9 protein-coding genes are annotated in these 9823 nt (G+C 27.6%); 8 read left to right on the forward strand and 1 reads right to left on the reverse strand.

Annotated elements, in window-relative coordinates:
- Positions 1–394: 394 nt before the first annotated feature.
- A complete protein-coding gene (locus HMPREF2576_RS07165) occupies positions 395–1168 on the forward strand; it encodes a tandem-type lipoprotein (protein ID WP_002505142.1) in 774 nt (257 codons plus the stop codon).
- A gap of 260 nt (positions 1169–1428) precedes the next feature.
- Here the strand turns inward: HMPREF2576_RS07165 and HMPREF2576_RS07170 are convergent, their stop codons facing one another.
- On the reverse strand, positions 1429–1974 hold the full coding sequence (locus HMPREF2576_RS07170; protein WP_230691294.1) for a radical SAM protein: 546 nt from the start codon (positions 1972–1974) through the stop codon (positions 1429–1431).
- A 161-nt stretch (positions 1975–2135) separates the two neighbouring features.
- On the opposite strand from HMPREF2576_RS07170, the gene HMPREF2576_RS07175 reads away from it, so the two are divergent.
- From HMPREF2576_RS07175 to HMPREF2576_RS07205, 7 genes are all read left to right on the forward strand, one after another.
- A complete protein-coding gene (locus HMPREF2576_RS07175) occupies positions 2136–3002 on the forward strand; it encodes an ABC transporter ATP-binding protein (protein ID WP_070856149.1) in 867 nt (288 codons plus the stop codon).
- Positions 3003–3015: 13 nt separating this feature from the next.
- A complete protein-coding gene (locus HMPREF2576_RS07180) occupies positions 3016–4137 on the forward strand; it encodes an ABC transporter permease (protein WP_002467677.1) in 1122 nt (373 codons plus the stop codon).
- Positions 4103–4714, forward strand: coding sequence for a hypothetical protein (locus HMPREF2576_RS07185; RefSeq protein ID WP_002470724.1), 612 nt, complete (start codon positions 4103–4105; stop codon positions 4712–4714). The genes HMPREF2576_RS07180 and HMPREF2576_RS07185 overlap by 35 nt, the downstream gene beginning before the upstream one ends.
- 80 nt (positions 4715–4794) lie before the next feature.
- Positions 4795–5460, forward strand: coding sequence for a response regulator transcription factor (locus HMPREF2576_RS07190; protein WP_002467640.1), 666 nt, complete (start codon positions 4795–4797; stop codon positions 5458–5460).
- Positions 5448–6539, forward strand: a complete 1092-nt coding sequence (locus tag HMPREF2576_RS07195; protein ID WP_070856151.1) for a sensor histidine kinase — start codon at positions 5448–5450, stop codon at positions 6537–6539. Before HMPREF2576_RS07190 ends, HMPREF2576_RS07195 begins: the two co-directional genes overlap by 13 nt.
- Positions 6540–7378: 839 nt before the next feature.
- A complete protein-coding gene (locus HMPREF2576_RS07200; protein ID WP_002469141.1) occupies positions 7379–8740 on the forward strand; it encodes an SLC45 family MFS transporter in 1362 nt (453 codons plus the stop codon).
- 545 nt (positions 8741–9285) lie between these two features.
- Positions 9286–9771, forward strand: coding sequence for an immunodominant staphylococcal antigen IsaB family protein (locus HMPREF2576_RS07205; protein WP_001830502.1), 486 nt, complete (start codon positions 9286–9288; stop codon positions 9769–9771).
- Positions 9772–9823 lie beyond the last annotated feature (52 nt).

The raw sequence follows: 9823 nt of genomic DNA on the forward strand, positions 1-9823 counted from the left end.
GGTTAGCTATATTTTTTTACTTTGCAACAGAACCTTATTACTTATATAGGTGAGAGTATGATAAGTGAGAATGTACCATTTAAATAAGTTGTTAAATATGAGCATTAGCGATTATTAAAAAAGTAGAATTATGTTTAGGGAATTTTTAGCAATATCATTGATAAGGGGAAGCGTATAATAAGTAAAAATAATTGATGAACCACGCAGTTATACATAAATATGACTATGTGGTTTTTATACTATATAACCATAACAATTATATACAAAAATAATTTAAAATGAATGGGTGTTTATTGTTTGGTAATATAAAAGAGAAATTTGTATTATAACTCAATATTTATATGAAGATACCATGATTTTAGAAAAGAATTCAAAAACAGAGAGATGTGAAAATGTGAAACATTCTAAAAAGTTACTTTTATGCATCAGTTTTTTATTAATAACGATTTTTATTGGTGGATGTGGATTTATAAATAAAGACGATAGCAAAGAAACGGAAATCAAAAAAAGTTTTAATAAAAAGTTAAGTATGTATCCTATTAAAAACTTAGAAGATCTATACGATAAAGAGGGGTATCGAGATGAAGAATTTAATAAAAATGACAAAGGAACATGGGTAATAACTTCTAGTATTAATATTCAACAAAAGGGGGAAGGTTTAAAAACTAGACGAATGGTTTTATTTATGAATCGAAATACAAGAACGTCCAAAGGTAAGTTCATGATAACTGAAGTAAAAGAAAAAAGTGATATAGGATTTCAGACTCGAAAGAAAGAATATCCAGTCAAATTGATTGATAATAAATTCATTCCATCTAAACAAATAAAAGATGAAAAAATAAAAAAAGAAATAGAAAACTTTAAGTTTTTCTCACAATATGGCAATTTTAAAGATTTAAAAGATTATAAAGACGGTGAGGTATCTTATAATCCTAATGCGCCTAATTATTCAGCTAAATATCAACTCAGTAATAATGATTATAATGTAAAACAAATAAGAAAAAGATATGATATTCCAACCGAACAAGCCCCTAAGTTGTTATTAAAAGGTACAGGTGATTTAAAAGGTTCATCCACAGGTTCTAAAAATATTGAATTTACTTTTGTAGAGAAAAAAGGAGAAAATATTTATTTTACTGACAGTGTTGAATACACGCCAAGCGAGTAAGAAAAGCTCAAAATATTATCATCCATACTCATAAAAAATAGAACTGATGAGATTAATACGCTCATGAGTTCTATTTTTTATGTCAACAACTTTATTTCCATCATCACCCTAAATATTGCATTTGATATCCGATTCTCGGAGGGGGGATAATTAATTCCTTATCCATACCATCAATATTTTCATTATAATTTAACTTCTACGACGCCATGTGCACACGTAAGGATGCCATTTCGCACTTATTGACGTATACGATTCTTTTTTTAAAATGGAATGAATTTTTTTCTGATTAACATACCGTTAGTCATAATCACCAACTTATTCTTAAAGTTAGTTCTTATATATGAAATAATTTCTAATATATCGTTTCTAATAAAGGGTTCTCCACCAGTTAGAATAAGTGTATTCGGGTTGACGTCAATAATCTTATCAATTGCATATTTGACATCATTTGTACTTAAAATATCTTGTGATAAAGGAGAAGCAGATAGAGCACAATGACTACAAGAAAGATTGCATTTATTTGTAAGAGTAAAAGACACACTTAAATTATTTTCTTTATAAGTTTTTTCTTCATCTACGTAGTATCGTATTTCAAGCAATTCGTTAAAAAGCCGCTTTAAGTTATCTATCACATTACTTACATATTTATACTTCATAAAATCTCCAATTTGATTAGATTCAACCAATTTGTTTAAAACTTCAAAATATTTTCTACTTGTTCTTACCCATTGTCCATTGTTGAAGTTGACTAGTAAAACTTTATTTTTAAAGTAAACTTCATGTATATTTGTATTTTTGATATACATCTAATCACCTCGATATCAAGTTATCATTTACTCTATCAATTTTTTATCAATTTAATTAATATTGACCAAACCTTCATAATTGTACACTTTGTGAATTTCCTAAAATTGATATATTATTGATTTCTTTTTGATATGTTGATATAAAAGGAGGCTAATTTTGGATGAATGAAATAGTTATCAAAGGTTTGAGTAAATCATATGATGGAAAGAAAGATGCGCTTAATTCATTGGATTTAGTAATTCCCAATGGTATGTTTGGTATTTTAGGAAGAAACGGATCTGGTAAATCTACATTAATGAATATTATTGCAACAATTCTTCAACCAAGTAAGGGAACAGTAACAATTAATGGTATTGAAATTAAGAATTCACAAAAGATTAGACAAATGATTGGTTACTTACCTCAAGATTTTGATTTTTATCCTAATATGAAAGTCTCGGAAGTTTTATACTATTTAGGTTTTTTATCTAAAATAAATCAAACGAATTTCGATAAATATGTAGATTTAATTCTTCGTAAGGTTAATCTAATTGATTATAAAAATAAAAAAGTTAAAAGTTTATCTGGTGGAATGAAAAAAAGATTAGGTATAGCGCAAGCCATTTTACATGACCCCAAAGTAATTATTGTCGATGAACCAACGGCGGGATTAGATCCAGAAGAAAGAGTAAGGCTACGCAATTTATTATCTGATTTAGCTGAAAACAAAATTGTAATTATATCAACTCACATTGTGAGCGACATTGAATCAACTTGTAATAGGATTGCTATTCTAGATAAAGGAAGTCTTGTATATAAAGGTGACATACCATCGTTGATACAACAAAGTGATGATCATATTTATGAAATCAATCTATCCCCATCGGAGTTGGAATCATTCAGAGAAAATGACTTATTTATTACTAAAACTCAAGAAATTGAAAATAAATTAAAAGTTAGGTTTATTTCTGAAACAAAAGTTGCAAACGCTAAAAAAGTTAAAGCTGATTTTGAAGATGCTTATATGTATTTTTTAAAAAAACAATAAGGAGGTTTGAATCATGCGTCTATTTATAATGGAATTTAAACATTTAATGTTTAGTAAGACATTTCTATTTTATTGTTTATTGATTATTATATTCACGGTATTGAATTGTCAACAAGTCCTCAAACATCCTATTAATTCAGATGTATATCAACCTCAAAATATGACTATGTATTCTACTGATAAAAACATAATAATGTCAAATGAAATTAAAGAATTAAAGAACGAAGTACATCAAAATAACTTTAAAACGTATCAATTTGGATTTTTAAAACAAAAAAAGTTAAATGACCAACAAATTTCTAAAATAAAGAAACTAATATCAAAAATGAAAAAAACGAATAATTTTCATCAGTTTAAAAATTATTCTAATAGCGTATCACATGTTGTTGGATGGGGATCTCAATATTCTAAAAATAATATTTCATTATTTGGAATTAAGAATATGAGTAAGAGCACGTATGTTAAAGAGAAGAATATTATAAAAAATAAAGAGTACTATTATGGAGCATATAGTAGATATTTTTCAGATATTATGGGGGTAGTGTTAGGAATACTTCCATTCTTTTTTGGAGCTCAAATGATTCTTCAAGACAAAAAAAGTAATGCCATTAAAACGATTCATTCTAAATCTATATCATCATACCAATTAATTTCTACACGTGTATTTACTATTCTTGTTTTGGCATATTTACCAGTATTATTAGTATCAATATATTTTGTTACTTGTTTATCGATGATACATCAAATATCGATGTTTTCTTTATTTATTTTTTATAAAATTTTAATCTTGTGGACATTACCCACTTTAATATTTACTATCGCGATGGGATTGTTTGTCACAATTATATTGAATTCTTATTTAGGTGTAATGATACAAATAGTAATTTGGTTTATCAATTTAAATATAGGTTCTCGTGCCATTGAGGGGTGCTATGGTTCTCTATTGATTCCTAGACATAATACTTTATTTAACGCAGTTTTTTTCTATAATCACTTCAATCAAATTTTAGCTAATAGATTTACATACTTTGGCTTAGGTTTACTTTTAATTCTACTTAGTACATATATATTTGACCTGAAAAGAAGAGAGGTAGGTTTTAATGCCAAAATTTTTACTAATAGATATCAAAACTAATTTAGTCAAACTTTACATGGGAATTTTAATTCTATTATTTGGTGGAATGTTTATTTTTGGTGTATCTAATCTTAATCATGAGAGAGTTACACAATACATTGAGTTAATATTTACTATACTAGGCATATTGTTATTTACTGCTATCTATTCTGTAGATCAAAACAAGAAGTCTAAGTTAACTATTAGTGCAAAGTGTCATGACTACCAATTCGTATTTATGCTTAGATTAGTTATAACAATCATCTATATACTGTTCTTAATTACAATCAATTTATTTATATTTTATTTATTTAACTCAAATATCATTGTTTTGAGAGATATGTTTATTGCTTTAACCAGTACTTTATTTATAGGATCAATATGTTTATTAACAAGTATTCTTAGTGGTAATACATTAAATGGCTTAATGTTTGGACTTGTATATTTCTTATTCTGCTTAGGATTTAGAAATCTAGGCTTTATGTATTTATTCTCAGAAACCTTTAACTTTCCATTTTATATAAAAATATTTCAATTTTTATTAGGAATTGTATTATTAATTCTTAGTTACACTATTATCAAAAAAGTACAAAATTAATACGTTTTGAAATCAAGCATTGTCATTTATAATTTCTAGCGTAACATGAATACTATAAAAACAAGCTTAGGTGATTTGTGATGTATAACATAATGATTGTCGACGATGAAGAAAAAATTGTGTCATTTATAGAAGAAAGTTTATACTTAGAAGGTTTTAACACTATTGTCGCTTATAATGGACGTGACGTTTTAAAACAAATCGATGACAAAATTGATTTAATCATTCTAGATATTAAAATGCCGTATATAGATGGGTTTGAAGTTGCTCAATCACTTAAAGAGAGTAATATACCTATTATTTTTCTTACTGCTAAAGATAATCTTGATACTAGACTGAAATGTTTCTCGCTTGGTGCAAAGGATTACTTACCTAAGCCTTTCTATATGGAAGAACTTATAATTCGAATTAAAAATGTACTTAATCAAAGTCATTCTCAAAGTATGACTCCCAACATAAAAAAAACTAAAGAATTAATCATTTATTATGATACATATAGAATTGATGTAAATAACATGACGATAGATATTACAAAAAAGGAATTTGAAATTATAAAATTACTATCTTTAAATCCTCAATATTATTTCAGTAAAGAACAGATATATGATTCGATTAATTTAAATAAGACAGGCAATACTCAAGTTGTGGCTGAACATATACGTAAAATAAGAAAAAAGTTAAGTTGTTATAGTCGTTTTGAATACATCGATACAAAGTGGGGAGTTGGATATAAATGGCTAGAGTAGAAAGTTTAAAAAGAAAAATGACACGTCTTATCATAGCAATTATAGTTGTCAGTGTTGGATTAGTATTTTTACTACAAATTTTGCTTAATGTATTAGAATTTTCAAATTTTGGAAAGTCTTTATACACTAATTTTTGGAAACAACCTCATTACATTTTCTCTTTTACTAGCGCATGTATCAGTATTATGACTCCTTTGTTAATCATTTACGTGTTCACACAATTTTTTTATAAAAAGTACATTACAACTAGTATTAATTATCTTAATGATACGATTCAAGGATTAAAAAATAACCGCACTGATGTTGAATATAAGAAAATGAGTATTTCAGAATTCAATAAAGTGATTCAAGAAGTTGAGCATATACATACTTATCTTGCTAATAGTATTAAAGATCAATTATCTATTCAAAATAATTTTAAAAGAAAACTCGAAATTTTAGAACATGATTTAAAAACACCGTTAACCGTCCTTCAAGGTCATATTGAATTATTAAGAAAGATTAATCGTTCTAATCTGTCTCAGGAGGAAATACATTTTAAAATAAACAAGGAAGCAGACATTGCGTTACAATCTATTGATAGAATAAATAATCAATTACAAATACATATTAAAAACATCAACCTATTGCCAAACCATTCAGATACAATTCATGTTGATAAGGTAATAAAAATCATTAAAGAGAGCTATAATCAACAATACATATTAAAGGAGAGAGAACTGATTATTGATGTTGATCATGATTTCCCTTATCATACCTTAAGCATTAACAATCAAGTTCTATACCACGTCATCGATAATCTAATTAATAACGCCTTGAAATATGCTGAAAAACAAATATCTATAAAGTTTGAAGTTATAAACGAACATTTACTAAACTTCACCATAACCAATGATGGAAGAATATTTACTGAAGATGAACTGAATTCTGCCAAAGAATGGGGGACAAAAGGTAAAGAATCAAATGGGTCTGGTATCGGACTATATTTTGCTAATATTGTGCTTCAACAATATAATAGTGAACTTATTTTAGAAAATGAGAATAATCACGCAAAAGTAAGTTTCAATATTCCTGTTTAACAATGTTTATTAATTTAAAGAATAAAGTTTGTATTTATTGCTAAGATTTAAAATTATAAACACATCTTATAGACATCTGGAGTTGATATCTTGATTCCTAGCGCATCACAATTATTATTGTGATTGAATTTGGTATTTTTTAATTAGCAACATAATTTTGAGAATATATAAAGCTATTTAAAGATTATTGAAAACAAAAATTTAAAGTAATTATTAGTTTTTAATCATTTATTGCTACCCTTGGTTATTAACTACTAAAAGGACTAAGTGACCGTAATGAGTCGCTTAGTCCTTTTTATAATCCTTTTCCCAACTTCTTTAAGCAAGAATATATCCACTAATCGTCCACTGTCTACTCAGTCTATTTTGTCTATTCTTCAATTGTACATTAACATTAAAATTTGTCATGGTCGCACTGGTGAAATGATTATAGTAATTATCATAACAACTACAGGAATATTACGCTTTGTTCCAGGTGATTTTTTATTATTTGAATTTAAACTCACGTATACCAAACATTTCTCAACAATACTATATCATTTCATTTGGATAAGTAATGATTAATGATATCTTGAAAAAAGTCGTATCTGTATCACTCTTTAAAAAACACTGAAATAGCTTACTCAAGAATCTCTTCATCTTTGATTGCTTTAAAATATTGATGTCGATAAATTCAAGTTTAAAAATAAAATTTATTCAAAAAAGGTATTAAAGCTTGCTTAAAAATTGTGAAGTGTTAAAATTATTATTGAAAACGGTTCCAACGAATTGTTGTTTGCTATAGGTAGTTAATCAGTGAATTAATTAACTATATCGAGTAATAAATGGGAGAGATAGAAATGAATGACACAGATAGAACACATAAGGAAAACAAGTTAGAACAAGATATTACACTACCCTATTTAAAAAAAGCAGTTATTTTTTCAATTACTTTTGGTTTCTTTGGTGTAAATATGGCTTTTGCACTTCAATCAGCAATGATGGGGAGAATATTCCAAACGTTAGGAGCTAATCCTAATAATTTAGGATGGTTTTTTATTTTGCCACCTTTAGTAGGAATGATTGTTCAACCCCTTATTGGATACTACTCTGACAGAACTTGGACCAGATTTGGACGTCGTATGCCGTATCTGTTAATAGCTGGTCCGATTGGAGCAATCGTATTAGTCTTATTACCTAATGCAGGCTCATTTGGATTTGGATATGCTTCACTCATGGCTTTATCCTTTGGTGCGGTAATGACTTTACTTATGGATTTGACTTCAAATGCATGTATGCAACCATACAAAATGATTATTGGCGATATGGTAAACGAAAAACAAAGAGATATGGCATGGTCTTGGCAACAAATTTTTTCAAATTTAGGTGGTATTATTGCTACAGTATTACCATTTTTATTAACAATGTTGGGAATAAGTAATGTAGCACCTAAAGGTGAAGTACCAATGACTGTAAAATTAGCTTATTATATTGCAGCAGCAGTATTATTAATTGCTTCTATATGGACAGTTATCTCCGTTAGAGAATATGAGCCTAAAACGTATAATTATTATCATGGAATCAATGAGAACAATAGAAATAATAAATTAAACTTATTACAGTTATTAAAAAAAGCCCCTAAACAATTTTGGCAAATTAGCGTAGTTCAATTTTTTAACTGGTTTGCATTGATGTATCTTTGGACATATTCAACAGGTGCAATAGCAAAGAATGTTTGGAATGTGACAGACCCTTCTTCAGCCGGATATCAAGCAGCGGGAAATTGGTACGGCGTATTATACTGTATACAATTTTTGAGCTCAGTTATTTTTGGTTTTGTCATTGCAAGATCTAAACCATCCCAAAGAAAATTTTGGTATAGCTTTGGATTGGTTTTCGGTGGAATAGGTCTTATTTCAATATTCTTTATCCATAATCAATGGTTACTCATTTTTTCTTTTGTATTGATTGGTATTAATAATTTAACGATGAATACACAACCATTTACATTATTAACTGAGGCAATCGATGGAGAAAATTCAGGGGCATATCTAGGTTTATTTAATACAAGTATTTGTCTACCACAAATTGTAGCGTCTATAGTCAGTTTTGGACTGTATCCATTATTGGGAAGTTCAATGCCTGCGATGCTACTGCTTGCAGGAATCATGATGCTTTTAGGTGCAGTTTCAGTTAAATTTATTAATGCAAAATTTGAATAGATTAGTAAAGAAAAATTTAATGATATTGATAAGAGCGGAAATAAAGTGTTTTTCGCTCTTTTTTTATAAAAATTATTAGAATTGTGCAATAAACGTAGAAATGATGTATTAGTAATTAAAGTAGTTGAGATCTCACCATTATTGATAAGACTCTGAAATATCTTATCAATAATTTCTTCATTTTCGTTGGCTGTGAAATGACGTATTAAACCTTTTATAAATGATAAAAAATGTTGTAATTTCAAGCAACTGTGCACTAATCTGATTGTATTGATTCATGGTCTATAGCTAATATTTCTTTATTTAAAAAGACACTTCTGTCTCTCTTTAGCATTGAATGGATACGTGACCTCATGCATTTCTGGACTATTTAAAGTATTGCAATTAATAAATATAAAAAACTTTATTTATTTCTCTTTATATGGCACAAGTAAATGTAAAAGTGCGATAATTGGTAAAATTAAATTTATTTATGTAATGTTATTGAAACATTGTAACATTAATGTAATAATATGGCCTGTAAGACAAATATGAGGAGGGTTTTTATGAAAAAAGTTTCTAAATTTATTTTAGCTAGTAGTTTAATTTTGGGCTTTTCCGTAACGCCCGGATTATTTAATGTCACTCAAGCACATGCGCAAGAATCTGTGAAACCTTATTATAATTATAGTGGTTATACAGCACATCAAAGTAACTTTATTCTAGATAAGAATTTTAAAACATCTTTAAAAGCTGATAACTTCAAGATTAATGGTTACAAGATTACTCAAAACGAATCAGCTAAAAATGATAAAGATGTATATGATCAAACATATTACGGGGTTTCTAATCATAAAGCGAATGGTGTTTTCTTCTCATTAGACGGTAAGTCAGTGAGCGAAAAAGAATTATTGAATCATTACGGTGAACCAAAGTCTACATCTACATCAGCATGGGGCAAAGAATATACGTATAAAATTGGAAATAAAGATGTAAGATTTTATGTTAATAGAAATGGATATGTCATTAAAGGACAAATCATTAGTGAATAGAGTAGGGTATCAATAAAGCAAACATACTAAGATTAGCTATGAAGAAATCTAT

The sequence above is a fragment of the Staphylococcus sp. HMSC063F05 genome (genome assembly GCF_001837075.1).
GTDB lineage: Bacteria > Bacillota > Bacilli > Staphylococcales > Staphylococcaceae > Staphylococcus > Staphylococcus epidermidis.